General features: G+C 34.8%; 20 protein-coding genes. 17 read left to right on the forward strand and 3 right to left on the reverse strand.

Going from position 1 to position 26,928, the window contains the following annotated elements; all coding sequences use genetic code 11:
* The first annotated feature begins 580 nt into the window (after window positions 1-580).
* From FC97_RS08890 to bglX, 11 genes are all read left to right on the forward strand, one after another.
* Window positions 581-1,150, forward strand: coding sequence for a hypothetical protein (locus FC97_RS08890; RefSeq protein WP_054643514.1), 570 nt, complete (start codon window positions 581-583; stop codon window positions 1,148-1,150).
* A gap of 36 nt (window positions 1,151-1,186) precedes the next feature.
* Entirely contained in the window at window positions 1,187-2,917 is a 1,731-nt protein-coding gene (locus FC97_RS08895; RefSeq protein ID WP_143442711.1) for a glycosyl hydrolase family 65 domain-containing protein, read from the forward strand.
* Between the two features lie 131 nt (window positions 2,918-3,048).
* A complete protein-coding gene (locus FC97_RS08900) occupies window positions 3,049-3,867 on the forward strand; it encodes an SDR family NAD(P)-dependent oxidoreductase (protein ID WP_056968108.1) in 819 nt (272 codons plus the stop codon).
* Between the two features lies 1 nt (window position 3,868).
* A complete protein-coding gene (locus FC97_RS08905) occupies window positions 3,869-4,612 on the forward strand; it encodes a MurR/RpiR family transcriptional regulator (RefSeq protein ID WP_054643512.1) in 744 nt (247 codons plus the stop codon).
* Between the two features lie 140 nt (window positions 4,613-4,752).
* Window positions 4,753-6,138 carry a PTS sugar transporter subunit IIC gene (locus tag FC97_RS08910; RefSeq protein ID WP_054643532.1) on the forward strand — a complete coding sequence of 462 codons (1,386 nt, stop codon included), beginning with the start codon at window positions 4,753-4,755 and terminating at the stop codon, window positions 6,136-6,138.
* A gap of 47 nt (window positions 6,139-6,185) precedes the next feature.
* Window positions 6,186-7,622 carry a 6-phospho-beta-glucosidase gene (locus tag FC97_RS08915; protein ID WP_054643511.1) on the forward strand — a complete coding sequence of 479 codons (1,437 nt, stop codon included), beginning with the start codon at window positions 6,186-6,188 and terminating at the stop codon, window positions 7,620-7,622.
* A gap of 1 nt (window position 7,623) precedes the next feature.
* Window positions 7,624-8,523 (forward strand): ROK family protein, encoded by a 900-nt coding sequence (locus FC97_RS08920; protein WP_054643510.1) that lies wholly within the window; start codon window positions 7,624-7,626, stop codon window positions 8,521-8,523.
* 206 nt (window positions 8,524-8,729) lie between these two features.
* Complete coding sequence (locus FC97_RS08925; RefSeq protein ID WP_054643509.1) at window positions 8,730-10,064, forward strand: PTS sugar transporter subunit IIC; 1,335 nt, start codon at window positions 8,730-8,732, stop codon at window positions 10,062-10,064.
* A 140-nt stretch (window positions 10,065-10,204) separates the two neighbouring features.
* Window positions 10,205-11,056: a helix-turn-helix domain-containing protein gene (locus FC97_RS08930; protein WP_054643508.1), complete on the forward strand. Its 852-nt coding sequence runs from the start codon at window positions 10,205-10,207 to the stop codon at window positions 11,054-11,056.
* A 101-nt stretch (window positions 11,057-11,157) separates the two neighbouring features.
* On the forward strand, window positions 11,158-12,423 hold the full coding sequence (locus FC97_RS08935; protein ID WP_054643507.1) for a PTS sugar transporter subunit IIC: 1,266 nt from the start codon (window positions 11,158-11,160) through the stop codon (window positions 12,421-12,423).
* A 21-nt stretch (window positions 12,424-12,444) separates the two neighbouring features.
* A complete protein-coding gene (gene bglX, locus FC97_RS08940) occupies window positions 12,445-14,670 on the forward strand; it encodes a beta-glucosidase BglX (RefSeq protein ID WP_054643506.1) in 2,226 nt (741 codons plus the stop codon).
* Window positions 14,671-14,714: 44 nt separating this feature from the next.
* On the opposite strand, the gene FC97_RS08945 is transcribed toward bglX, so the two are convergent.
* The gene (locus FC97_RS08945; protein WP_186811606.1) at window positions 14,715-15,893 is read right to left on the reverse strand and encodes a helix-turn-helix domain-containing protein; all 1,179 of its coding nucleotides are present in this window, start codon (window positions 15,891-15,893) and stop codon (window positions 14,715-14,717) included.
* Window positions 15,894-16,066: 173 nt separating this feature from the next.
* Here FC97_RS08945 and FC97_RS08950 point away from each other — a divergent pair, with 173 nt between their 5' ends.
* Window positions 16,067-17,500 carry a PTS transporter subunit EIIC gene (locus FC97_RS08950; RefSeq protein WP_082397584.1) on the forward strand — a complete coding sequence of 478 codons (1,434 nt, stop codon included), beginning with the start codon at window positions 16,067-16,069 and terminating at the stop codon, window positions 17,498-17,500.
* Window positions 17,501-17,521: 21 nt separating this feature from the next.
* Window positions 17,522-19,315 (forward strand): beta-glucuronidase, encoded by a 1,794-nt coding sequence (uidA, locus tag FC97_RS08955; protein WP_054643504.1) that lies wholly within the window; start codon window positions 17,522-17,524, stop codon window positions 19,313-19,315.
* Between the two features lie 103 nt (window positions 19,316-19,418).
* Here the strand turns inward: uidA and FC97_RS08960 are convergent, their stop codons facing one another.
* Together FC97_RS08960 and FC97_RS08965 are read right to left on the reverse strand one after the other, a co-directional pair.
* Window positions 19,419-20,738 (reverse strand): PTS sugar transporter subunit IIC, encoded by a 1,320-nt coding sequence (locus FC97_RS08960; protein WP_056968112.1) that lies wholly within the window; start codon window positions 20,736-20,738, stop codon window positions 19,419-19,421.
* Between the two features lie 15 nt (window positions 20,739-20,753).
* Window positions 20,754-22,124: a glycoside hydrolase family 1 protein gene (locus FC97_RS08965; RefSeq protein ID WP_082397583.1), complete on the reverse strand. Its 1,371-nt coding sequence runs from the start codon at window positions 22,122-22,124 to the stop codon at window positions 20,754-20,756.
* 144 nt (window positions 22,125-22,268) lie between these two features.
* Here FC97_RS08965 and FC97_RS08970 point away from each other — a divergent pair, with 144 nt between their 5' ends.
* From FC97_RS08970 to FC97_RS08985, 4 genes are all read left to right on the forward strand, one after another.
* Window positions 22,269-22,994: a GntR family transcriptional regulator gene (locus FC97_RS08970; RefSeq protein ID WP_054643503.1), complete on the forward strand. Its 726-nt coding sequence runs from the start codon at window positions 22,269-22,271 to the stop codon at window positions 22,992-22,994.
* A 274-nt stretch (window positions 22,995-23,268) separates the two neighbouring features.
* Complete coding sequence (locus tag FC97_RS08975) at window positions 23,269-24,468, forward strand: acyltransferase (protein ID WP_054643502.1); 1,200 nt, start codon at window positions 23,269-23,271, stop codon at window positions 24,466-24,468.
* On the forward strand, window positions 24,425-25,942 hold the full coding sequence (locus tag FC97_RS08980) for an AMP-binding protein (RefSeq protein ID WP_054643501.1): 1,518 nt from the start codon (window positions 24,425-24,427) through the stop codon (window positions 25,940-25,942). Before FC97_RS08975 ends, FC97_RS08980 begins: the two co-directional genes overlap by 44 nt.
* Window positions 25,939-26,916, forward strand: coding sequence for an aliphatic sulfonate ABC transporter substrate-binding protein (locus tag FC97_RS08985; RefSeq protein WP_054643500.1), 978 nt, complete (start codon window positions 25,939-25,941; stop codon window positions 26,914-26,916). The genes FC97_RS08980 and FC97_RS08985 overlap by 4 nt, the downstream gene beginning before the upstream one ends.
* The last annotated feature ends 12 nt before the right edge of the window (window positions 26,917-26,928 follow it).

Genomic DNA, 26,928 nt, shown 5'->3' on the forward strand with positions numbered 1-26,928 from the left:
TATGAAAGGTATAGGTTGTATTTGACACATGATAACGATTGGAAAGTATTTGCGTAAAAAAAGACTTTTGAAGAATTTGACACTCCAGCAGGTGGTTGACACTACAAAAACAGAATATGGCTGCACTACATCGACCTCGGTTCTGAGTGCAATTGAAACAGATAAAAATAAGATCATTGATGGTGAACTCTTATTTGTATTATCGGATTTTTATGAGATCGATTTACAAGAATTACAAACATTGATTCTAAAAAATCTGCAAATTAAATAAGTAAAAAAATTATCTTCAAAATTTAATTGTATTAGCAGATACTTCTATATAAATAAATCTATGCTGTTTAATAATTATATTAAATATGGTCAAAAATAAAATAAATAAGCATTTTGTATTCACTCACTTGTAAAGATACTCAAAAAACAAGTGGGATTTTTTATTAGCCAAAAGTTTGAACGATAAATCACAAGTGAAATAGTTCACATCTACAAAAAAATAGGTACAATGAGGGCAGAGGATTCGATTTATGTGAACGACATTACTGATATTGAGGGCAAAATATCTTTAATGAACGGATGATGACTTATGGAATATTGTGTAACCACCAAAAATAATGACAGTTGGTATATTGGTACCAACGATTTCGACCTCTTCAAGGCGGATAAGACCGAAGCAATAATGTTTCAAGGCAACGGTTATCTAGGCATAAGAGCAACTGCTGAAGAAAGAAACTTGAACGAAAGACGTGATATGTTCGTAGCTGGAACGTTTGATGCGTTCAATGATGAAGTCACAGAACTTCCTAATTTACCTGATCTATTAAATATGGAGATCATAATCAATCAACGAGCATTTTCATTAAGTACGGGATTGATAGAGAACTATCATAAGCATCTTAATTTAAGGAATGGTGAATTAATTCGGTCATTTGATTGGCTAATTGATGGTAATAGAATCAGTTTTAAGTTTTCACGTTTTGTTTCAATGAATGATGTTCATTTATTTGTCTCTAAATTGGAAATCACTTCTGATCAGAGTGACCTAAACATTAAACTCAATTCAGGGATTGATGGTCAATATTCCAATAGTGGAACTCAACACTTAGTTGAAGGTGACAAACGCCTGTTTGATGGTAAAATTCTGCAATTGCAGTAAAAGACGCAACAAACGAATATTGGTTTTACTTTTAATGTGACACAGAAAGCTTATGTCGATGAGGTGTTGTTAAAGGTTAAACCCAGTATTAGAATGGATCGCCGCCAGATTTTTGACGAATATAATGTTGATATGACTAAAGGTGAGAGATTCACTTTTGTTAAATATGCTAATGTCTATACGACTATTGATAGCGATGTGGGCAGTGACACTATTTCAGATATATCCATAGATGCAATTAAGCGCTCCAGTCTACTTAATTATGATGAGTTATTGAATAAATCAGCTAATGCTTGGAATATCAATGTTTGGCAACGTAGTTTGATCAGTATTGATTCGGACGATGTCAAACCACAAGTAGCGATTAATTTTGCTCGTTATCAATTGGCGGCTAATACTCCTAAAGATTCAAGAATGAATATTGGAGCTAAAGGTTTGACTGGTGAGGGGTACAAAGGCCATACATTCTGGGATACAGAAATCTATATGTTGCCATACTTTACTTTTACGATGCCGGAGATGGCACGTAATCTTTTGAAATATCGTTATTTAGGACTAGATGGTGCTAGGAAGAAAGCTAAGGCCAATGGCTACTGGGGAGCTCAATTTCCTTGGGAGTCAGCCTGGTCGACTGATGGTGAAATGACACCACCTTGGGGTTCAGTTGATATTGTAACTGGAAAACCGATGCGAATTCTTTCTGGTTCTTTGGAACAACACATTACTAGTGATGTGGTTATTGCTGTAATGCAATATTTGTCGATTACTAAAGATGAGAGATTTGCTGAAGAAATGGGTTATGAAATTATTCTAGACGCTGCCAAATTTTGGGCTAGCCGGCTAGAATGGGACCCTGCACGTAAGAAGTTTGTTATCGATAATGTGATTGGACCGGATGAATACAAGGAACATATTGATAACAGTGCATTTACCAATTACACTGCTTTCTGGTGTATTCAAAAGGCAATTGCAGTGATTGACCTGTTGAGAAACTCTAATCCAGAAATATATAACGGATTGAATTTGAAATTAAAACTTGATGAGGCTTATCAGGATTGGATATCTAAGGTTAATTTAATTTTTCTACCTAAGCCTAATGAATTTGATGTTATTCCAGAAGACGACACATATTTACAAAAGAAAATAATTGAAACAGCTCAGTATCAATCCGATGGAGGTCATGCGAAGATCTTCAAAGATTATAATTTACAACAGATCAATGATTTACAAGTTACTAAGCAGGCTGATGTCTTATTGTTAGTCTTCTTATTTGAAGATTTATTTAGCGACGATATTAAACTTGCCAATTGGAATTACTATGAACCCAAGACTACACACGATTCATCACTATCTTTCTCAACTCATAGTATTTTGGCCAGTGATTTAAATTTGGCTGATACGGCTTATGATTATTTTGAGAGAGCATGTGAGGTCGATTTAGGGACTGGCGTCGGTAAATCAGCTCAAGGGTTACATATGGCCTCAATTGGTGGTATTTGGAATATGATTGTTGAAGGATTCGGTGGTATCAGAGTTCTTGATGGTCAATTGAGAATCGAACCACATCTCCCAAGTAAATGGAATAGTTTGCATTTTGAAATTAATTGGCATGGCAGTCTGTTGAAGATTGATGTGTACAAGGATACCTTCCAAGTATCTGTTTTAGGAGACGCCATTACTTTTATTAACCACAATGAGATTTATCACGTTGCTGCTAATTCAAAAATAGAAATCCCTATATCGATTGAAGTGAACGTAGAGGATTAAAGAAAAGTATTACCAATTTCGTTGAGGAGTTGGTAATACTTTTTTGTTGATAAACTAATTAATTTTATATTTTTGAATAATTAAACCGCTTTCTATAATAGAATTGACGTAATAGTATAGGAGGGTAAATTATGAAAAAGGTAGCAATAATCACGGGTATTTCTTCAGGGATGGGAAAAGCGGCGGCTTTATATTTTAAAGAACAAGGATTTGAAGTTTATGGTGGTGCACGTCGAATTGAGAGATTGGCTGATCTAAAGGAGCAAGGTATTCATACACAGAGCCTAGATGTGACGGATGCAATTTCAGTACGTGCGCTAGTGGATCGTGCCATTAGTGAACAAGGCCAGATTGACGTCTTAGTAAATAATGCTGGTTATGGTGAGTTTGGTCCGATTGAAGAGGTACCGATTGAGAATGCCAAAAAGCAATTTGATGTCAATGTTTTTGGAGCTGCGCAAATAACAAAATATGTTTTGCCACAGATGAGACAGCAAGGTTCAGGCCGTATCGTCAATATTTCTTCAGTTGGTTCTAATATTTATAGTCCTCTTGGTGGTTGGTATTACACAACTAAAGCTAGTTTGAATATGTGGAGCGATGTCTTGGATCAAGAGGTTAAACAATTTGGAATTCGTTCAGTTATCGTGCAGCCAGGGTTGACTAAGTCTGAATGGAGTACGATTGCTTTTGAAAATGCCAAAAAGAATTTAGCTGAGAATTCACCATATGAGAACATGCTTGATAAAACAGAGGAACTTTTCTCGAAGATTACTTTCAGTGAGGCAACAGCTGAAGATTTGGCGAAAGTATTCTACAGAGCAGCGACTGATATTAGGCCAAAACGTCGTTATTATCATTCAGTTGTTGACCATGGGATGGTCCTCGTAGCTAGAACGATGCCTAATACTTATCGAGCAGTTTTATCCAAAATGATGAAGGGGATTTAATATGGCATTTTTTGGATTCAAAGATATTGATAAATTATCAGAAGTTGATATGGCGATTTATCGCTACATTGTTGATCATGATGAGCAAGTACCTTTAATGAGAGTTCGTGATTTATCTCAGGGGGCGCATGTTTCAAATTCTTCAGTCATGCGCTTTATTCATAAGATTGGTTATAGTAGTTTTCCTGAGTTCAAGGTTTCATTTAAAAGTGAAAATCAGGACTTAATGCGTTCCAAAAGTGATGTTTTGAATATTATTGATCGAAATGCTTTTCCCAATGATATTGAAAAGACAATTAAGTTGGTAGCTCATTTGATGTTAGATGCTGATAATATTGTTTTCTTTGGAATGGGAGGATCTGGCGCAATTGCTGAATATGCTTCAAGACAGGCGGCATCACTAGGATTCAATTCATATGCGGTTAAAGATCCTTTTTATCCTTTGATCCAACAATTACACAATACTTCTAATAATGTCATCGTTACGCTGTCAGTTTCAGGGCGGACTAGTGAAATTTTGGAGACTTTAAATAACTTTGTTAATAGTCCAGATACTATTTTAGTTAGTGTGACGGGAAATATTGAAAGTCCTATTGCTAGAATTGGCCGCTATGCACTTAGTTACAATATTCCAGAAACTAGAATTCATAAATACTACGATTTAACAAGTCAGGTACCATGTGTTTATATTGTTGATGGTTTATTAATGGAATTACATAATCAGGACATTAGTCGGAAAATATGATAAGGAACATGTTGTACCACGGATGGAATATTATTCAAAGCTTAGGTACAGCAATTCAAAACGCTTACAAAGTATTCACAATTTGTAAGCGTTTTTCTATACTGGTATTTGTAATCAAATAAAGGGGGATTCATATTATGATGAACAGTTTTAATGCGTTCATGGAAAAACACATTGTTCCGTTTGCTACTAAGTTAAACGAACAACGTCACATCGCTGCTATCCGTGATGCTTTCATGTACACATTTCCAATCACAATGGCTGCTTCAATTGTTATTTTGATTAATAATCTTGTCTTTTCAAAACAAGGTTTTATTGCACAGATTTTATTTTTACCGAAATTTTTCCCACATTTGGAAGATGCTCAAAGGCTTCTAAATTCTGTAACTAACGGAACAATGAATATTCTTTCGATTTTCATTGCTTATCTGGTTGCTAGAAATTTGGCTAAGTATTTTAAAGCTGATGATATGTTAGTTGGATTGACAGGAATTGCTGTCTTTATGATTATGTATACACCTTCAATTATGAAGGGTGGAGTTACATATCTACCAACAACATATCTTGGTGCCCAAGGTTTGTTTGTTGCTATGCTCTGTGGTGGTTTAGTTGGTGAGTTCTTACCTAAACTTACTAGAATTAAGAAACTACAAATTAAGATGCCTGATATGGTTCCGCCAGCTGTTGCTCGTTCGTTTAATGGTTTAATACCAATTGTTTTTGTTATTATGGCTGCTTCAATTTTAAATTTCCTTATTCAATTGGTTGCACCACAAGGTATCAATGATGTGATTTATAAGTCCATTCAAACACCACTTACTCATATTGGTGTAAATATCTACGGTGTTATTATTATTGCCATTGTTCAAAATTTGCTATGGCTTGTAGGTATTCATGGTCCAAATACTTTAAATGCTCTAAGATCAATTATCTTTACTGAGGCTGATATGAGCAATCAAACATATATCAACCTTCATGGTGTTGTAGGTGTTCCACATCGTGTTACATGGGGAATATTAAACGATGTTTTTGCTAACATGGGTGGTTCTGGTATGACTTTAGGTCTTATCATTGCAATTTTCTTAGTATCAAGAAGAAAAGATTACCGTGCTATTGCTAAATTGGCATTTGTTCCAGGACTATTCAATATCAATGAACCTTTGATGTTTGGTCTACCAATTGTTTTGAACCCAATTATGGCTATTCCATTTGTATTAACACCTGTTGTTAATATCTTGGTTGGTTACTTTGTAACAGTTGTCTTTAACTGGATACCATCGCCGGCGATTAGTATGTCTTGGACCACTCCAGGACCATTGATGCCGTTTATAGGAACTGGTGGTAATTTATTAGGACTAGTAATTGGATTTGTATGTTTAGCAATTTCCGTAGCCATGTACTTCCCATTCGTATTGGCAGCTAATAAGATGGCTGTTCCTGACGATACTGAAGAAGATAAGGATACAACTGAAAAGATTGAAAAAGGTGCCAAGGATGAAGATATCAACGGTACTGTAGAAGCTTAATTATAAATATATAACGATGATGTAACGTATTTGAGGAGGACAAATTTATGACTTTAGAAGGAAAATCATTTCCAGACGGATTTTTATGGGGTGGCGCTGTAGCCGCTCATCAATTAGAAGGCGGATTTGATCAAGGTGGCAAAGGTATCAGTACAGCTGATGTAATGACTATCGGAGCCAACGGTGTGCCAAGAAAAATTACTGATGGAATTGATCCTAATGAATTTTATCCTAATCACAATGCAATTGATTTTTATCATCGTTATCCCGAAGATATTAAGTTGTTTGCTGAGATGGGCTTCAAGTGTTTTAGAACATCAATTGCCTGGACAAGAATTTTCCCCAATGGTGACGATGAACAACCTAATGAGGCTGGATTAAAGTTTTATGACGATATGTTTGATGAACTACACAAATACAATATTGAACCTGTAATTACGTTGTCTCATTTTGAAATGCCATATCATTTGGTTAAAAAATATGGTGGGTGGCGCAGTCGTAAGGTAATCGACTTCTTTGTTAAATTTGCCACAGTTGTCTTCAAACGTTATAAGAATAAAGTTAAATATTGGATGACTTTCAATGAGATCAATAATCAAACTGATTATGAATCAACTCACGCTTTGTTCACTGATTCAGGAATTGTTCCTAAACCAGATGAAAATAATGAAAAATTGATGTATCAAGCCGCTCATTACGAGCTAGTTGCTAGTGCTAAAGCTGTCAAAATTGGTCACGAGATCAATCCTGATTTTCAAATTGGTTGCATGATTGCGATGACTCCAATCTATCCACTTACATCTAAACCAGAAGATATCCTATTTGCTCAACGTGCGATGCAAACAAGATTCTGGTTCGCTGATGTTCATGTAAATGGGTTCTATCCACAATGGTTGTTGAATCATTTCCAAGAACGTAATTTTGATTTGGATATGACTGACGATGATTTGCAAGTGTTAAGCCAAGGTAAAGTTGATTATATAGGATTCAGTTATTATATGTCCTTTGCAGTTAAGGATACTGGCAAGCTTGAATACAATGAAAGTCATGACCGTGTTAAGAATCCTTATGTTAAAGCTAGTGAATGGGGCTGGCAAGTTGATCCTGTTGGCTTGAGATATGCTCTAAACTGGTTTAATGATCGTTATCACTTACCATTGTTTATCGTTGAGAACGGACTTGGCGCTATCGATAAAAAGACTAGTGACAACAAGGTTCACGATGATTATCGAATCGATTATATGACTGACCATATTCACGCAATGAAGCAAGCTGTTTTGAAAGATGGTGTTAACTTGATTGGTTACACGCCTTGGGGATGTATTGATTTGGTAGCTGCAAGTACCGGTCAGATGTCTAAACGCTATGGTATGATCTATGTTGATGAAAACGATGACGGAACAGGTAGCTTGAATCGTTACAAGAAAGACTCGTTCTACTGGTTCCAAAATGTCATTAAAACCAATGGTGCGGAGATAAATTAAAATGAAAAATTATGTAGGTTTAGATATTGGGGGAACTTCAGTCAAATATGGTTTAGTTGACGAAAATGGAGTTGTATCTAATAAAGGACATTTTAAGACTAACGTCGATGATCAAGCTGGATTATTGAATGACTTGGTAACAGCCGTTAAAGAAATTCAATCAGTTGATAAGGATGTTTTAGGTATCGGAGTCAGTATGCCTGGCGTGGTCCAAGCGGATGGTTTTCTAACAACTTCTGGAGCTGTGAAATGTTTTACAGGTATCAATTTGGCTCAATTATTAGAGGAAAAGACGGGGCTACCTGCCAAAATCGAAAATGATGCCAACGCTGCAGCGATTGCTGAAAAATGGATTGGTTCAGCTCAAGGAATTCATGACTATATTGGTTTAGTTCTGGGAACTGGTGTTGGTGGTGCGTTGATTATTAATGATCAAATTTATCGTGGAGCCCATGCCCGTTCTGGTGAATTTGGTTGGATGATTGTTGAAGATGATGATATTGATGTTGAGATGGGCAGTCTAAATTTCCGTGGTGCGACTGTCATTGGCTTGATCAGACGATATAATCAGTTCAGTGATCAACCAGTTGAAGACGCTCGCCTAATTTTCAAACGTGCTGACGATGGAGAAGTTTTAGCTCAGAATGTTTTGAAGAGTTACTACCATAGTTTGGCGAAGGGAATTATTAATTTGGAAGTTTCCTTTGATCCAGCAGTAGTAATTATTGGTGGTGGAATTAGCGCCAATACTGAATTCATCGATAATCTGAATAAGACGATTGAGGAAGTTAAGGCTACACATAATAGTATTAAGGATATAGATTTACCACTTGTCAAAGCAGCAAAATTAAAGAATGATGCTGGGATGATTGGTGCAGTTTATCAATTGATTCACGCATAGAAACAGAATGGCTTGCCCCCGTTAGGTTTTTATAAAACGTGAAATAAAATCAGCGACTCTGTATTTTGAAGTCGCTGATTTTTTGTTCAATTCGTATATTTCCCCCTTGTCATAATAACTATCAATAATAAATAAAGATGATAGGATTTGTAGCGAACCAAAAGAATTTTAAATATTAAATATTTTTATCTGACGGGGGTGAGAATATGAATAATTGGTTCAATAAAAGGATTATGCCAGGGATGATGAAATTTGTTAATACCCGTGTCATAACCGCAATCAAAAATGGTATGTTGGTTTCTTTACCATTCATCATGGTAGGATCTGTTTTCCTGCTATTGAGTTCATTCCCAGTTCCAGCCATTGCTAATTGGATGAACAAAGTGGGATTAACGCCATATTGGACACAGGCTTATAATGCTTCATTTGGTGTTATGGCAATCTTTGCTGTTGTTGGTATTGCATATAATTGGGCAAAAGATGCGGGCTTTGAACCACTCCCAGCTGGAATGACAGCTCTAGTCAGTTTTCTATTGATTATGCGTCCAACTACAGCAGTTATGGATGGTACTAAAACAGTTGTAGCTGCAAAACAAGCACCAATAATGCTTGGTGGATTCATTGATAGAACTTGGCTAGGTGGTCAAGGGATGATTGCTGCAATCTTAGTTGGATTGTTGACAGGATGGATCTACTCTTGGTTTTTAAAACATCATATAACAATTAAGTTACCTGATGCCGTACCGCCTGCAGTTGCTGAATCATTCATTGCTTTGATTCCAGCTTTTGTAATCGTGACTGGGTTCTTGCTAGTTTATATTTTCTTTGATTTAGTAGTACACGAAACTGTAACACAATGGATCTATACAACGATTCAAACACCATTACAAGGAATGACTGATACAGCCGGAGGTGTCTTCTTAGTTGGTATTTTGGTACCATTTCTGTGGTTCTTTGGTGTTCATGGTTCCATCATTGTTGGCGGAATTATGGGACCATTACTACAAGCTAATGCACTTCAAAATGCTCAAATTTTTAAAGCTCACGGTGTTGTAACCCAAGCCTTAGGTGGACATATCTTTACACAATCATTGATGGATCAATTTGGTACCGTTACGGGTGCCGGAATGACGTTTGGTTTAGCTGTCTATCTTTTGTTCTTCGCTAAGTCAGTACAATTGAGAAGTATTGGTAAATTGGCATTTATTCCAGCAATATTCAATATCAATGAACCAATTCTCTTTGGTTTACCAGTTGTTTTGAATCCAATCATGTTGTTGCCATTTATGTTCATGCCAACATTCTCCATGCTTTCAACATACTTTTTAATAAAAATCGGTATCTTACCATATCTGAATGGTGTACAGGTACCATGGACAACACCACCAGTGATTTCTGGTTTCTTGATTGGCGGTTGGAAAGTCATGATTTGGCAAGCTATTATCATTATTGCATCATTTTTTGTTTACTATCCATTTGTACATAAACAGGATGCAATTCTTTATAAACAAGAACAAGCTGAAGCTGGTGCTAAAGCTTAACTTATTAGATTAATGAAGACTCGTGAACGTTAGTAAGCTCATGAGTTTTTTTATTTACTGCAATTTATTAGAGTATGTATACATTACTTTTATTAATCGTTATATTGATTAAGTGAAAAATTAAAGGAAAGGATAAAATAATGTCCATAAATCATGAAATTATAACTAATAAAAATAATTTACCCGTTAATATATTCTCTTTTTCTGCTCAAAATTTGGATAGATATATTCCAAAACATTGGCATCAAAATACGGAGTTATTATTTTGTATTGATGGTAGTTTAAGAGTATGGGAGGGGAGTTCGGAGTATTTATTGAAAAGCAATGACGTCATAGTGATTAACCCTAATCAAATACATGCTACGCAAAGTCCAGAAAAAAATTTGATTTTAGTCATTCAATTTCCATTGGATTTTATGAAGATGATTTCTACGGGTGAATATAATCGATTATGGCTTTTTGACGTTAATACACTTAAAAACCCTTTAAAGAACAAATCGATATTTGAATATTTAAATAATCTCGTAGAAGAAGTTAATTATGAGTCATCAAATAATATAAAAAATAACTTGAAAAAAATGGCTAATATTTATAATTTATTAGCACAATTGGTTGCCACTTCAATAATTGAGGTAGACGATGCGACCATTAAAAAGAACGATAAAAATTTGAATCACTTATCTAAAGTTGTTACATACATAAATGAGAATTATAAAAGGGAAATCAACTTAGATGATGTATCGGCAGAATTTAATTATTCTAAAGAATATTTCTCACGTTACTTCAAAAAGTATTTAGGAATTAATTTTACAGATTATGTTAATGCAATTAGATTGGATGATGCTTTTAAGAGACTAATAAATTCAGATCAAAATTTATTAGAGATTTCCTTAGATGTTGGATTTGTTAATTATAGAAATTTTTATAATCTATTTAAAAAAATGTATCAAGTGTCCCCTAGAGAATATCGAAACCTATATCAAAAAAAGTAGATATATTACATGTTTTTGGTAAATATAGAGCAAGATTCAACATATGAAAGCGCTTAATATAAGGAATGTAATAAAGAAATATTATTTAGGGGGACAAAATAATGAAAGATAAAATACAAGCGTTTTTCAATAGGATAACTCCGGCGCTTGATAAGTTTAGTACTAATAAATATTTGCAGACCATAATGGGTGCAATGATGGCAACCCTTGGTCCAGTAATTTTAGGTTCTATAGCGGTATTATTATCTATTTTCACTGGTAAATTAAAGATTGCTCCTTTAGCAAATATTTTGACAGCAATCAATACGTTCACAATTGGGTCTTTGGCTTTATATATTGCCTTTTTAATGGCTAAATTTTTAGTACCACATTTCTTGAAAAATGATGATGGCTCAATGGCCGGAATTATTTCAATAATGTCATTTTTGATTTTGACTCCATTAGGTCAAATAACCCATAAAGGTGGCGATATTGCTGCCATTCCAACAACATGGTTATCAGCACAAGGTGTGTTCTCAGCAATGATTGTTGGTTTAATTGTAGGAAGATTTTACGTTTATATTAAACAACACGGATGGACAATTAAAATGCCATCTAGTGTTCCACCAATGGTTTCAGATGCGTTTAGTGCCCTAATTCCCGCAGTTGTAATAGGTGCTGTCTTTGGTGTCATAAGTTATCTATTTGCTTTAACAAGTTGGGGCAGCGTTCATCAAATGATCTTCTCACTTATTCAACAACCATTACGTAACGTAGGTGGCTCTATCTGGGCGATGATTTTGGTCAGTTTATTGATGCAAATTCTATGGTTCTTTGGAATTCATGGTACAAATGTTATCTTGCCATTAGTTACACCTATTTGGCTTTCAATGGATATGGAGAATTTGAGTGCGGTCGCTAAAGGACAGACACCTCCAAATATTATTGGTTTAGCATTTTTCAATGTTATTACTTGGAGTGGTTTGGCATTTGGTTTGGTTCTATTGATGATGTTTGCCTCTAAGAGTAAACAATACAAAGAATTAGGACGTCTTTCGATAGTTCCAGCACTATTCGGTATTACAGAACCAGTTATCTTCGGAACACCATTAGTATTGAATTTTGATTTAGCAGTGCCATTCATTACGAATAATACAATCGCTTTAGTTATTTCATATCTGCTAACAAAAGTAGGAATTGTTTCTAGATTTATTGGTGCACAAGCTGTCTTTGGATTACCATTAGGCTTCCATGCTGCAGTTGAAGGACATGTTTCAATTATTATCTTACAGGTTCTTTTACAATTAGTTCTTTCACCATTGCTATGGTATCCATGGTTCAAACATCTAGATAATAAAGCATATAAATTGGAACAGGAAAGTAAATAATTAGTAAAGGATTTGTGATTCATGGAAGAAAGAAAATTACGAGAATTACTAAATAGTTTAAGCTTAGATGAAAAGATTGGACAATTAATTCAATTATCAGGTGAATTTTTCAGTGCTAAAGATGTTTCGCTTGGTCCACAGAAGAAGTTAGGTATCACAAAAGAAATGGTTGATTTATGTGGGTCGGTTATGAACGTCGTTGGTGCCAAGGAAACACATAGAATTCAAGATGCTAATTTGAAAAATAAGAAGCATCCAATTCCTTTGATATTTATGTCAGATATTATTTATGGATTAAAGACTGTTTATCCAATTCCATTAGGATTAGGCGCTACATGGGATCCGGATTTGATTCAAAAGGCATATCGCAATACGGCTGAGGAAGCTTATGCGAGTGGCAATCAGGTAACATTTGCTCCAATGATAGATTTGGCACGTGATGCAAGATGGGGAAGAGTTCTAGAGTCTACTGGAGAAGATCCATACTTGAATTCTAGATTTGCAGAATCTATGGTAAAGGGATTTCAAGAGGATTTACCTAAGTATGGGATAGCCTCTTGTATAAAGCACTTTGCAGCATATGGTGCCGTTGAATCAGGTAGAGAATATAATGCCACAGATATGTCTGAAAATAGATTGAGACAATATTATTTGCCATCATATAAGGCTGCTGTCGACGCGGGTGCCAAGATGGTCATGTCATCATTTAATACTCTAAATGGCGTCCCAGTAACAGGAAATAAATGGATTTTAAAAGATATACTCCGCAAAGAATGGAATTTTGATGGAATTATTATCAGTGATTATGCAGCTATTTCCGAATTAGTAGCACATGGTTTTGCGCAAGATAATAAGCAAGCTTCAAAATTAGCAATGAATGCAACTGTTGATATTGATATGAAGTCTCCCTGTTATGCTAACGAATTAAAGCCATTAGTTACTGAAGGAGAATTAGATGAAAAGAAAATTGACGATGCTGTTTGGAGAGTATTAAAGCTCAAGAATGAATTAGGGTTATTTGAGGATCCATATCGTGGCTCATCTGAAGAACTTGAAAAGAAATCTGTTTTAACTCCAGAGAAGAGACAATTGGCTCGAAAAGTTTCTACTGAGGCAATGGTGCTACTTAAAAACAAGAATAACGTCTTGCCATTAAATCCTGAGGATAATAAAAAGATTGCGCTCATTGGTCCATACGAAAATGAACATGAATTACTTGGACTATGGGCGGTACATGGTGATAGAAAAGAAACAGTGACAATTGAGGATGGATTCAAAACATACTTAAATTCAGACAAATTGTTGACTGCTAAAGGAACTGATATTTTACGTGATAAGTCAATGTTTAAAGGTATTGGTTTGAGTGAAGAACAAATTGAAAAAATAGTTTCATCAGATTCAGTTGAAAAAGAAAATAACGATAAAGCAATAGAAGTCGCTAAAGAGGCTGACATTATTGTATTTGCTGGTGGAGAACATACTATTGAAAGTGGTGAAGCTGGTAGCAGGGGGAATTTGACATTACCCGATAATCAATTGCATTTGCTGAATAAATTATTTGAATTGAATAAACCAATCATTTTAGTAAATATTAGTGGTCGTCCTATGATTTTAACCGATATTGAACCTAAGTTAGAGGCAATTATTCAAGCATGGTTCCCAGGAACAGAGGGTGGTAATGCCATTTCCGATATTATTTTTGGTAAGGCCAACCCTTCAGGAAGATTATCGATGAGTTTCCCTTATGCAGTGGGACAATTGCCAGTTTATTATAGTCAATTCAGTACAGGTAGATCAGTAAGAACATCTACTCACAGTAGTAGATTTATGTCTAAATATCTGGATATTCCTAATGATCCATTGTATCCATTTGGTTATGGACTTTCTTATAGCAAAGTTTGTTACGATAACTTAAAATTATCATCCAAAGAAATGAATGGTGAGTCAGATAAAATTGTGGCTACGATAGATTTACAAAATAAAAGTAATGTTGATACTACCGAAATAGTTCAGCTCTATTTACAAGATAAATTTGCTTCGGTAGTTCAACCAATTAAGGAATTGAAGAGTTTCAAGAGAGTTAGTTTAAAGGCAAATGAACAAAAAAATGTTTCATTTGATATAACCTCAGATATGCTTAGATTCTATGGAACTGATAACAAGTTGACAGTTGAGCCTGGAGAATTCAACGTGTTTGTTGGACCGAATAGTGATACTGATCAATATGATTCATTTGAATTGAAATAGAAACTAAAAAAGATTCCCACTATTTGAGGGAATCTTTTTTAGTTTTAATCAGGAAATTTATACATTTGACGGTATTCAGAGGGTGTCATGTTAACAATTTTTTTAAAAACGCGTGTGAAATAATTAGCGTCAATAAATCCGCAGGATTCACCAATTACATTGATAGGATCTGCGGTTTCTGATAGTAATCTTTTAGATAAATTTAATCTCTTATTTAAAACATAATTCTTAGGAGTAGTATGAACATCCGCCTTAAATGATCGAATTAAATAGTTAGTCGAAATATTTAATTCAGCTGCTAAGTATTTTATCTGAAAGCTGTCTGTAAAATGTTTATCTAGAAAATATAGAATACTGATTGTTAAAACACTGTAATTATTCTTTCTTTGCCTTTGTATTACATCACAATATGTTCGAATTAGGTGTTCGTGTTCTTCGTATATTTGTTTAAGTGAAGAGGAAGCACGAACTTTTTTTGCGCTTTCTTTTGATATTTGATCGTTTAATACTGGAGGTATTCCAGCGTTAGAAGCCGCAATTCTGATGGTAGTTCGATTAACCGCGGCACTAATTTGAGCCATTGTTAAAACATTCCCGGTTTGTTTAAGTGGCCTTACTGAATCATGTAAAAGGTGCCATTGATCTATTGCAGTTTTAAAATCGCCATTTTGAATGGACCGCATGAATTTTTGTTCGTGAGTGTAACGTTGAATAATTGATTCGTTATAAAACCTATTATTTTCATTAAGGGATATGGAAGATTGATTAGCAGGTGTCAAATTTATTTTTTTCAGGTTAATAGTAATACTTTTATCTATGGAAAAAGACAGTACACTTTGCAACTTTTGAATTAATTTATCGACATTTAAAACTGTAAATTTATTGCGTAGTAACATCAAAGATTCATTTTTGCGTGTATTTATGCCAACTCTACGTAAAATTATTGAGCAATCCAGCTTAGTGAGAAGATCGTCTATATATGGCCCAATAATTACAAATTTATTATTCTCGAGTTTAATAAGTAAAACTTTTAATTGAAGTGTACTGTTAATCTGAATAGCACAATTTGTTGATATTGATTTCATATAAGATTCGATTCTTTCAAGATTTCCAAAAGAATTGAAATCGTCTAGAGTATTACTCTTAATTACTTTTAACATATTTTTGTGAAAATCATTGAAGGATTCACTATAAAAGATAGTAATGTCCAGTAATTCACTCATTAAATTTAAGGCGTCATTTAATAACATTTTAGTCCTTTTTTATAGTATATGTATTTAATGCTATATAGCATTACTTTGTTCTATTTAATATGGCATAGCCATGATAGCATATAAATGTAATCGATTACAAAGATGTTCTGATATCTTATGTTTAGAAATGGAGCACATCGAATATGAAGAAAGACTACAATGATTTAGCTAAAAAAATTATTCAAGGCGTCGGTGGAGAAGATAATGTAAATTCTTTAACACATTGTATTACTCGGTTACGCTTTGACTTAAAAGATGATGAATTAGCTCAAACTGAAGAGTTAAAGAATCTTGAAGGGGTGCTCACGGTTGTAAAGTCTGGCGGGCAATATCAAGTTGTCATAGGTAATGCGGTCGGAGATGTATACGATGCAGTTTTAGAGAACAGCAATATACATGGTTTAGTCGAATCCACAGTTTCAAGTGAAAGAAATGATGATGTATCTACTGAAGAAAAGAGTAAAAAGAATATAGGTGACAAACTGATAGATATAATTTCGGGAGTCTTCATGCCATTTCTTGGTGCATTTACTGGTGCAGGTCTTTTAAAAGGTTTCCTAGTTATGTTTACGACTTTGGGATGGTTGAGTACTAAAAGTACGACATATACTTTGTTATATGCGGGAGCTGACGGAATATTTTATTTCTTACCCATTTTCCTAGCATATTGTGCAGGTAAAAAATTTGGTGCGAAACCTTTTATGAGTATGGCAATAGCAAGTGCAATGGTATATCCAACAGTTGTAGCATTATTCTCTAATCATGTTGCTAATGTTACTTTTCTAGGTATACCAGTACAAATGATTAGTTATACGAGTTCAGTATTACCAATTTTGGTTACTGTATACTTACAAGCTAATTTTGAAAGATTGCTTGAAAAGTTTGTACCTAAAATATTGTTGGGATTAGTAACGTCATTATTTGATTTAGTTATCATTCTGCCATTAGCATTCATTGTAATTGGTCCTGTAACAAACCTTATTGCTAACGGATTAGCTTTTGTAATTAAGCAAGGATTAACGACAGTCCCATTATTAGCTGGATTTGTGTTTGCAGCAGCATGGCCAATTATGATTGTATTCGGTGTTCATTGGGGATTTATTGCATTGGAAATGAGTAATTTGTCTGTTTTAGGATACCAATATATCCTTCCACTAACGGTTGGTTGTAATTTTGGTATAGCGGGTGCCTGTTTAGCAATCTTCTTAAAGTCTAAAAATATCAAGTTAAGAGAAATCGCCGGACCAGCATTTGTTTCAGCAATTGTTGGTGGTGTTACTGAACCAGCAATTTATGGTGTTTTATTGAAGCATAAAAAATCATTCGGAATAGTTTGTTTACTTAATGGTATTGGAGGAGCACTATGTGCCGTATTCCATGTGACACGTAATGTGCAAATGCCGGTTAATATTTTAACGACACCTGCAATATGGTCGGTATATGGTCAAATGGCCGTTTTGGCAATTGCAATTTCCTTTGTTGGTTCATTTGTTTTCACATATATAGAATATAAAGATCATCAAACTAATAAGAATTTGGAAAAAGGTAAGGCGTTAAAGGTGGCCGCCGTAAATTAATAGAGTTGAGGGTATTGATAAATGACTAATTCAGTTTTGTATCCATGTGATAATCGATTTCGTAGTAGCAAATTATTAAATGGAATATGGAAATTCAAGTTTGATCCAAATAGTGTAGGTGAGAGTGAGAATTGGCAATTAGGACTAACGGATACAATTGATATGCCGGTTCCAGGAAGCTTTTCAGATCTCTTTACAACGAGTAAAGAACGCGATTATGTAGGAGATTTTTGGTATGAGCGTGACTTCTATATGCCAAAAGGGTGGGACGGACAAAATCTTTTAATTCGTTTTGGAAGTTTAACTCATCGCGCTGTTGTTTATTGCAATGGTATAAAAATCACTTCTCATGAAGGTGGATTTTTACCAGTAGTAGCCGATATTAGTGGTGCCATTAAACCAAATGAAAAGAATAGGTTGGTTGTTAAGCTTAATAATGAACTTAGTGAAGAGACTTTGCCTGTTGGAACTACTAGAACACTAAAAAGTGGTAGGAAAATATCTTTACCATACTTTGATTTCTATAATTATTCTGGAATTCAACGTAATGTGTGGTTATTATCAATACCAGTTAATTCTATTCAGAATTATTCAACTAATATAAAATTGTACGAAGATTACGCAAATATTGACTATAAAGTAGAATCTGATATAGGTGATATTAATGTTGAATTATTTGATGAGAGAGGTCATAAGGTTTCATCAACAAAGGGGAATAATGGCGTTCTAAAAGTTCATAATCCAAATTTATGGAAGGTCAGAAATGCATATTTATATACTATAAGAATTTCTCTTGTTAAGGATAATGAAGTAGTTGATCAGTATGAAAATAAATTGGGTATTAGAACAGTACAAGTTAAGGATAGCCAAATACTAATTAATGGAGAACCTGTTTATTTGAAGGGCTTCGGTAAACATGAGGATTTCGACATTCTAGGGAAGTCTTTTAATTGGAGTATCGTTAAGCGCGATTTTGAATGTATGAAATGGACGAATGCAAATTGTTTTAGAACTAGTCATTATCCTTATGCAGAAGAGTGGTATCAAATGGCAGACGAAGAAGGATTCCTGATTATAGATGAGGTTCCTGCCGTTGGTATGATGAGATCATTTCAAAACTTTGTAGATGCTGGGAAAGGAAAATATACACGTTTCTTTGAAACGAGTACTATTCCACAACTTAAGGAAAACCATATTGAACAAGTAAGAGAAATGATAAATCGTGATAAAAATCATCCATCAGTTTTTGCTTGGAGTATGTTTAATGAATCTGAAACGACGAGTGATGCAGCATTTAGTTATTTTAAGGATATTTTTGAAGTAGCTAGAAATACTGATCCTCAAAGTAGACCATGTACGGGTGCCTTGGAAAAGAATAGTCAACCTGACACATGTAAAGTTTATCCATTGTGTGATTTCATTTGTTTGAATAGATATTATGGTTGGTATATCGATGGTGGAGAAGCAGTTGAAGATGCCGAAGATAAATTCATTGATGAAATGGAAAAATGGAAAGATAAGAGTTTAAATAAGCCATTTATTTTTACAGAATTTGGGACAGATAATTTGGTAAGTGAACACAAATTACCAAGTATAATGTGGAGTCAGGAGTATCAAAATGAATATTTGAAGATGTACTTTGAAATTTTTGACAAGTATTCTTTTGTTCAAGGTGAACTTGTTTGGAATTTTGCTGATTTTCAAACGAGTCAAGGCATTCGTAGAGTTGATGGTAATCGAAAAGGAATATTCACAAGGGAGCGTCAACCCAAGGATGCAGCATTCTTGTTAAAGAAGCGCTGGGAGAATAAATAAGGAAATGGAAAGTATTTTACCCAGACAATAAATTTAGAAAATGTTTAATTGTCTATTACGCAAAAAATCGTATCAGTAGATGGATTCTACTGATACGATTTTTTTAATCTAATGCTTGTTCAGCTTGTTTTGCTTGGACACGTTCACTTATCTTCATAAATGGTAAGTAGAAGAACACGCCAATTATGATAGTAACTATTTGAACTAAGACGGCTCGCCAATCACCAGCGGTTGCTAGATAGGCTGATAATAGTGGTGGAGTAGTCCAAGGAACCATTACGACAACTCGATTCATAAATCCAATTGCAGTACAGAAGTAGGCAATTAAAATGCCGATAACTGGAGTTAATACAAATGGAATCATCATAGGGATGTTGAAGACGATTGGATATCCAAAGATAACTGGTTCATTAATGTTGAATAGTCCAGGAGCAATGGCTAATTTGCCTAATTCTCTACCTGATTTTTGTTTGGAGAATAGGAAAATAGCAATCAATAAACAAATTGTTGATCCGGTTCCACCCATCATTCCGAAGGTATCACGGAAAGTATTAGTTAAGATGTATGGTGCTTGATGTCCAGCAGCAAAAGCAGCTGTGTTTTTGTTCATATTAATTAATAGGACGGGATCAAGTAAGGTACCATTGATAACTGTTTGGTGAATACCAAGTGTGAATAGAAAATTACCAATTGAGTAGATAAATAACATTCCAAATAGACTGGTATTAACTTTTCTAAGAGGTTCTTGAATAACATTAGTAATCAATGTAACAAGATCTGTGTTTCCAAAAACGGCTAGAAGTGCAGCAATTAAAGCAAATAAACTGGCCGTTAAAATAGCGGGAATTAAAGAGTTAAATGATGCAGATACGGCAGGTGGGATGTTATCACCTAAATTGATTTGTAAATGTTTAATATTTGATAGTTTAATAAATACTTCGGTAGCCAATAAACCAACGATAATACCACTGAACATACCGGTTGTTCCTAAATTACTGAATGAAAGCATGCCAGATACGTCGACAGCCTTTTTGGCACCAGTAGGAATTACACTTAATGAAATTGGCATTGTCATGATTAAACTGGCTAATGAAATAATTGCAGCTGCGATAGGGTTACTATAGCTTTTGTTACGTGCCAAACAGAATCCAATTGCGGGAGCCAACATTAGACCGGCAATATTTAAAGTACCGTTAGAAATTAAATTTCCCCAAACTTGTAAATTGGTTAAAGTGGTGCCACTTGCTAATTTAGGAAAGACTACGTTGTTAATCAAAACCCCAACACCAGCTAGGATGAATAGGGGCATGATAACGGCGAAAGCATCACGTAATGATCTTAAGTGAACTTCAGATCCAATACGTGCGGATACAGCTGCAAATTTATCAAAGAACTTTTGACCTTTGCTTTTACTAGCATCCATTTTGATCACTCCATTCTATAGAATATTTCCATTTGATTTGATAACTTCTTTAAACCAATTGAAACTCTTTTTAGGAACTCGTTTCATGTCTCTAAGGTCATGATTGCCACGATTTACGTAAACCATTCCATAACGTTTTTCCATATTACCTTGTGAGCTAGGAATATCAATTAAGCCCCAACCGAGATAACCCATAACATTCACGCCATCAATACTTACAGCATCTTTCATAGCTTGAATATGATCTCTGTGATATTTAATACGATAATCATCGTTGATAGGATTTTGACCGTCCCATTTTTCACTAACGCCAATTCCGTTTTCAATTGGGAAGAGTGGAAGGTGGGTTTCATTAGAAATAGTAGTTAAGACTGTTCTGAAGCCTAATGGATCAATTTGCCAATCCCATTCGTTAGTCAAAAGGTAAGGATTAGGTTTATGACCTTCGATACTGTAGAAATTAGGGCAGGTATTTATTGGAATCAAAGTACTGTCGATAGTTGAAGTTGAATAATAGCTGAAACTAATAAAATCACTCTTAGTATGAGAAATAATTTCCATTTCTTTAGGATCTAAAATATCGTCAAGTTGATTTAATTTCATATAGTGAACAACTTCGTCGGAATACTTTCCTTCAGTAAATAGACGAATTAAGTTGTTATCTGCAAACTCTAGGAATTTACGCGTAGCGGCAACATCTGTAGGTAATGCTGTTGCAGGATAAACTTCTTGATAAGCTAGCATGCCACCAATTTGTGTATTTGGATAATTTTCATGAACTTCATTAGCAATGGCAGCGTGGCAAAGGAATACATGTTGTTGAATTTGATATAGATCTCTAATTGAATTGTCGCCTTTGTAACCACTAATTTTGAAAGCTTCGGGAACACTATAAAGATTTTGTTCGTTGAAAGTGATCCAGTATTTAACTTTGTTACCAAAACGTTTAAGCATTTCTTTTCCATAACGGATAAAAGCGTCGACTACGTGTTGACTAACAAAACCATTATATTTTTCAGCCAAGTGTAGTGGCATGTCAAAATGGTACAAGCAGATCATTGGTTGAATATCGTTAGCCAATAATTCGTCAATTAAATCGTTGTAAAATTTGATACCTTCCTCGTTAAAATCACCATCACCTTCAGGGTTAACACGACTCCATGAAATTTGGAATCTATAACAGTTCATACCCATATCTTTCATCAATTTGATGTCTTCTGGATAACGGTGATATTCATCGATAGCTACTTTCCAATCTGAAGCATCATCAGTGGCTTTTCGAATATCGTAAACTGATTTACCTTTACCACCTTCGTTATAGGCACCCTCTGTTTGCATACTAGAAGTCGAGTTGCCCCATAAAAAGTCTTTTCTTAATTCATTCATAAAAATTATCCTCCTTTTACAACACGAATTGTACACGCTTACAGTTGACTTGTAAACCCAAATTATTAAATTGAGTTATCACGTTTTCAAACCAGATAAACACGGGTATTATATAGTTAAAGATAATATTGAGGTTAGAAAACTATGTCGAAATATGAGGAAATAGCTAACGATATCATAGAAAAAATTAGATCTGGTATTTATAAATCAGGCAATCCACTTCCTGATCAAAAGACGATGGCAACGGAATATTCAACGAGCCGAATGACACTACAAAAATCATTGGCAATATTAAAAGCTAAGGGTTACGTTTATAGTCAACAAGGTTCAGCAACCTATGTGAAGAATAATGCTGACAGTATCGCTAATATGGATATTGGTGTGGATCAGTACGTTGGTACTTCTAGTCTTTTAGGAAAAGATCACAAAGTGGTTAGTAAAATAATTGAATTTAATTTGAGATATCCCAGTGAAGATGAACAAAAGGATTTGAAGATTTCAGCTACTGATGCGATTTATGATATAAAAAGATTGCGAATAGTAGATGGAGAACCATATGCATTGGAGTTCACCAAGATGCCAGTAAATGTCATTCCAGGAGTTAACGATGATGTTCTACATAAGTCAATTTATGGTTATATTCAAAAGGATTTGAAATTAACAATTGGTGCGGCGGATAGAACAATCATGGCAAAGAAACCGAATAACGAAGATATTAAGTATTTAAAGATAGATAAGACGGATCCAATTTTGAACGTAAGCCAAATAGTTTATTTAGATGATGGAACTCCGTTTGAAAAGTCTTCGACAGATAGATCTTATGACACTGGTGGTTACAGAGTCCTTCTTTCACATAAGAGTGATTTTTAATAAAAATAAAAGAGTGTTCAGATCACCAATGCAAATATTGGTTGATATGAACACTCTTTTATTATTTTGGGTAATTAAATGTACAAACAATAGAACAACTCATCAGTCCAGACCAATCGAGCTTGTTGTGGAGGACGGCATCTTAAGCAAATCTCTTATCTAAGAATTTCTTATTTTAACCTTAATGAATCATCAAGACCATACCACCGTTGCGATGCTATAACTTAACTATGCTTTTTAACAGCAAGTAAATAATCGCAATAGAGGTGAACTCTTGGCAACGAAGAAGAAAAAGAAATACCTATATGAAGTCGATCTAATGCGAGTTCTCTTTATCGGCGGAGTTCTACTTAATCATACGACGACAGCATTTAAGAATAATGTTGGTAATGGTTCAGGTAGTCAATTATTTATTGAAGCAACTCACTTGATGCTTCACTTTACCAGAATGGGTTTTATGTTTATGACCGGACTTGTTTTGGTTCTAAACTATTACAATCGTGATAATCATTGGCTAAATTTTTGGAAGAAGCGCTATATCAGTGTTGGTATACCTTACATTGGTTGGAATGCAATCCTAATGTGGTTTGCCACCGTTACGGCTGGTGTAGCGATAAGTTGGCCGGATTATTATAAAAATTTAATTGATGCCATCATTCATGGTAACAAATATTACATGTACTACATTTTAGTGACTTTTCAGTTATATCTAATTTTTCCATTGATAGTTTATATGTTTAAAAAATTGCCAAAGCATCACACTGCTATTCTAGCAACCAGTGCAATCATACAACTATTGTTAGTAATAGGAATTAAGTATTGGTTACCTGGTGTTGATCGTGACAGTTGGTGGTATTTATTTAGAGCCTATGGAATGAATGTTTTAGTTTACCAATTCTACTTCATAGCTGGAGCTTTCGTGGCAATTCACTATGATCAAGTAGATAAATTTATTGAAAAAAATCATCGCGTGATTGGTTGGTCAACTTTAGTTATGGCTATTGGAACTGTGTTCCTATTCTTTGGTAATCAGAACATTCTAAAACTAAGTATGAGTGCAACGGAGTCAATTCATCAACCATTTATTTTTATTTACGATACATTCATGATTGCCTTTGTCTTCTGGATTGGGCGGCAATATGCTCATGCTCGAAATAATGGATTACCAAAAATAATTGATCGTATGGTAAGTAATATGGCAAAAGTATCCTTTGGGATTTATTTAGTACAAACAATTCCAATTACATTGTTATATGGCATTCTCAGCATGATTAAAGTTCCATCAATTGTCATGTTGCTGTTACTACCATTAGGATATGCATTTGTATTAGGTGGAGCCTTTCTTATTTCATGGTTCTGCTACAAAGTTCCCCCATTTGGAGTATTAATTGGACGTCCACAATGGCATTTAACAAAAGGAGTTAAAAAATATGTCAGAAATAACGAATCTATTAAACAAACAGTTAAAGAATAATAAAAATGAACGAATCATTAAGGATGAGACTACAGATAAGTGGTTCACAGGATTTGAATTTGCAGAAGATGTTAATGATTTAAAAAAGGAGCTGATAGATTTACACATTGGTTTAGGCGATGTTGTTTTGGTATGTTTACCAAATACAGCGGCTTATCCGGTCTTGACTCAGGCTCTTTGGGAAGTGGGAGCAATCATGCATCCTATTTCAGCTACAACACCCGAAAGAGAATTACAACAAGAATTAAGTGATCACGATTATGTAGCTTCAATTGTAGGTGAAGATTTAGTTAATGCCGTTTTGGATGAAAGAATGGCTATTGTAACGGCGTTACATTTACAAACCTACTCAATTTTGCACATCATCCGTGATCGACAATTGATGGGGCAGGAACCGGCACTTCCAAAGGAAGATGATTTGGCCTTAATTCTCAATACTTCTGGTACTACCGGTAAACCTAAGCGAGTTGGGTTAACACATCGTATTTTGAAGAATGCAGCCGAACATGATATTGAAAGCCATAAAATGAACGCTCAAGATACTACGATGATAGTAATGCCAATGTTTCACATTAACGCTCAAGCTATTTCAATTCTTTCAACTAGACTTTCTGGTGGCAAGATAGTTGTAACCGAGAAATTCAGTGCTTCAAAGTTTTGGAATCAAATACGTAATAACGGTGTTACATGGGTTTCTGTTGTACCAACAATTGTGAATATCTTGTTGATAAATAAGAATTCATTAGCATCATATGCCAATGATATAAAATTACGTTTTGTGAGATGTTCATCATTTGCTTTACCACTTGATAAATTAACTGAATTTCAAACTAAATTTCATACGAGAATTTTAGAAGGATATGGTATGACCGAGACTGCAAGTCAATGTACGATTAATCCTTTTGATGCTCCTAAAGTTGGTTCGGCTGGTAAGGCATTTAAAACAGACGTTGCCATTATGATTGATGGCAATGTGGTAACTGAGAGCAATCAGTTGGGTGAAATTGTAGTTAAAGGTGATCACGTTATTAGTGATTATTTAGATTCACATCCAGATTCATTTAAAGATGGTTGGTTCTTGACTGGTGATTTAGGTTATCTAGACAATGACGGTTATCTTTTTGTTAAAGGTCGTAAGAAAGATATTATCAATCATGGCGGCGAAAAAGTTGCGCCTGCACAGGTTGAAAATATTCTGAGCCAATTAAATTTTGTCAGAGAGGTTTCAGTTATTGGAACTCCTGATACTCTATACGGTGAAGCTGTTACAGCAGTTGTCATTACTCGTGGAGACCAAGATGAAGAATTGGAACGTCGTAAGATTATGGCACACGCCAAGGCTAGTTTGGCTAACTACGAACAACCAACCCGGATCTTTTTTGTAAAAGATTATCCTCGTAATGCCACTGGCAAAGTAATTCGTTTGAAGTTACGTGAACAGGTGATGTCAGCGTTAGTAGGTAAGCGTGCATGAGCAAAAGAAAACGGACTCTAAAAAAATTTTTAATCAGTGTCGTTCTTATTTTCTGGGCTGTAGTTGCTTTGTATGGTTTTAAACAGACTGATACAAGTAGTTCCAGTTCAGGCTTACAAACGGTGACCGTCGGTTATCAAAAGGGCGATCCTTTCGATATTGCCAAACAACGTGGTGAGTTTGTTAAGAAGATGAAGGCCAAAGGTTACAAAGTAGTCTTCAAAGAATTCCAAGATGGTAATTCCCTAATGCAAGCTTTGAAAGCGGGTAGTGTCGATTATGCCAGGACTGGTGATACGCCACCAGTATCCGCTTTATCAACGGGAACAAAACTAACTTATGTAGCAGCCGGATCTTCTAAAGCCAAAGGATCAGGAATCCTGGTAAAGAGATCTTCAAGTATTTCTTCAGTAAAAGATCTGAAAGGTAAGAAAGTTGCTTATACTAAAGGAACGAGTTCACAGTACATGTTATTGGCGGCTTTAAAGAAGGCTGGAATGAGTGCTAGTGACGTTACTTGGGTCAATATGGATCAATCAAGTGCCAGTGTAGCCTTTTCTAAAGGCAAAGTAGATGCTTGGGCAACTTGGGATCCTTACACTTCACAAGCTGAAACTAATCAAAACGCTAAAGTTATAGTTGATGGTTCTGGAATTACTAATAATCGTGATTATGTCTTATCAACGCAAAGTTATGCTAAAGAAAATAAAGAAGTATCTAAGTACTTAATTAAATATCTTGAAGAAGATATGCAATGGGCTAATAATAATCATAACGAGCTCATAACGATGATGAGTAAGTCCTTGAAAGTTTCTAAAGCGGTAGTTAAGAGAATGGTGGAACGTCGTACTTATGGCATTTACACTATGAACGCAACTTACGCTAAGGAAGAACAAAAAATTGCAGATACTTTCTATGATGCAGGATTGATCGATAACAAGGTAACTATTAGTGATTCAGGTGATTATAAGTAAAATAATATTGAA

Source organism: Companilactobacillus kimchii DSM 13961 = JCM 10707 (genome assembly GCF_001435445.1).
Lineage (GTDB): Bacteria > Bacillota > Bacilli > Lactobacillales > Lactobacillaceae > Companilactobacillus > Companilactobacillus kimchii.